2 protein-coding genes and 1 pseudogene are annotated in these 1,677 nt (G+C 34.9%); 2 read left to right on the top strand and 1 reads right to left on the bottom strand.

Features of this window, described 5'->3' with window-relative positions; all coding sequences use genetic code 11:
* Together Q0252_RS07705 and Q0252_RS07700 are read left to right on the top strand one after the other, a co-directional pair.
* A pseudogene (locus tag Q0252_RS07705) lies at nucleotides 1–303 on the top strand (F0F1 ATP synthase subunit beta); the annotation flags it as partial.
* Nucleotides 304–379: 76 nt separating this feature from the next.
* Nucleotides 380–661: a F0F1 ATP synthase subunit epsilon gene (locus Q0252_RS07700; protein ID WP_297985084.1), complete on the top strand. Its 282-nt coding sequence runs from the start codon at nucleotides 380–382 to the stop codon at nucleotides 659–661.
* Between the two features lie 361 nt (nucleotides 662–1,022).
* On the opposite strand, the gene Q0252_RS07695 is transcribed toward Q0252_RS07700, so the two are convergent.
* The coding region (locus Q0252_RS07695; RefSeq protein ID WP_297985082.1) for an aminotransferase class I/II-fold pyridoxal phosphate-dependent enzyme at nucleotides 1,023–1,677 on the bottom strand (655 nt) is incomplete at its 5' end.

The raw sequence follows: 1,677 nt of genomic DNA, 5'->3' as shown, positions 1-1,677 counted from the left end.
CAAAGATACAAAGCACTTCAGGATATCATCGCAATCCTTGGTATGGAAGAACTTTCTGAAGAAGATAAATTGGTTGTTTACCGTGCAAGAAAAGTACAAAGATTCTTGTCTCAGCCTTTCCACGTAGCAGAGCAGTTTACAGGTCTTAAAGGTGCTTTGGTAGATATCAAAGATACCATCAAAGGTTTCAACATGATTATTGATGGTGAGCTTGACCAATATCCGGAAGCAGCTTTCAACTTGAAAGGAACTATCGAAGAAGCAATTGAGCACGGCGAAAAAATGCTTGCTGAAAACGCATAATTAGAACATAGAATAAAGAAAAAAGAGTAAAGATTCTCTTTTTTCTTTTCTCTTTACTCTTTAAGTCAATAATAAGATGAATATAAAAATTTTAACTCCGGAAACAGTAGTTTTTGATGGCGAAGTAAATTCAGTTTTGCTTCCCGGTAAAAACGGAGACTTTCACATTATGAAAGACCATGCGGCAATTGTTGCTTCTTTGGTTGGTGGAAAAGTTCAGGTTTTTACTAATAATATCGACGAAAACTTTGCTAAATTTTTCACAAAAGAAAATGGAACAGACAGTGTATTTTCTTTCCCGGTTAAAAGTGGAGTAGTAGAATTCAACAATAACAAAGGAATTATCCTTGCCGAATAATTTTTTAGTTTAGAATAAATGAAAATCCCGGAAAGCAATTTCCGGGATTTTTTTGTTTTTATGATATCATTCCAAAACTGCACATTGCTCCGAATGTTGCGGAAAGGATAATGACGCATTTCCAACAGTTAAATTTAATTGTGTTAAATTTTAAAATTTCTGATGTATTTAATTCAAAAATGATTCCAAAAATTTATTATGAATTTGTAAGATAATTTGTCATTCTAAATGTATTGAAGCGCAATGAACAATCTGTTTTAATTTGAAGAGATTCTTCCTTCGTCAGAATAACAATGCAAACAAAAAACCCTTTCAGAGTTTTGAACCTGAAAGGGTTTTCTTTATTTAGAAATTTTCTTTCTTACAAAGGTTTGAAAGACAAATGCTGTTCTTCCAACAATTTTTCAGCAGCTGCTGCGTAATGTCCGTTCACCAATTTATCGTGAATCGCATCAAACGCATCCAATGTTTCATTAATTTCTGCATCAGTGTGAGAAGCTGTAGGAATTAATCTCAGCAAAATCATTCCTTTAGGAATTACAGGGTACACTACAACCGAAGTAAAAATACCGAAGTTTTCTCTTAAATCTTTTACCAAAAGCGTAGCTTCAACCGGAGTTCCTTTCATCATTACAGGCGTAACACAAGTATTGGAATTTCCTAAATCGAAACCTCTTTCTTTAAGGCCGCTTTGTAATTTGTTGACGTTTTCCCAAAGTTTAGCCTTGATTTCCGGTCTTGTTTTCAACAGTTCCAAACGCTTCAATCCACCCAAAACCATAGGCATTGTAAGAGATTTTGCGAAAATTTGTGAACGTAAGTTGAATTTTAAGTATCTGATGATATCTTTGTTTCCTGCGATAAAAGCTCCGAAACCAGCCATCGATTTTGCGAAAGTAGAGAAGTACACATCAATTTGGTCCTGACATCCCTGTTCTTCACCAGCTCCGGCTCCTGTTTTACCAAGCGTACCGAATCCGTGGGCATCATCTACCAATAATCTGAATTTGTATTTT

Origin of the sequence: uncultured Chryseobacterium sp. (genome assembly GCF_936933875.1) — a bacterium.
In the GTDB taxonomy this organism is placed as follows: domain Bacteria; phylum Bacteroidota; class Bacteroidia; order Flavobacteriales; family Weeksellaceae; genus CAKZIK01.
The sequence above is the reverse complement of the archived record's forward strand: the minus strand, read 5'-3'. Positions and strand labels throughout refer to the sequence as shown.

Coding starts and splice junctions, on each gene's coding strand:
- Q0252_RS07700 (WP_297985084.1), top strand. CDS start 380: ATGAATATAAAAATTTTAACTCCGGAAACAGTAGTTTTTGATGGCGAA.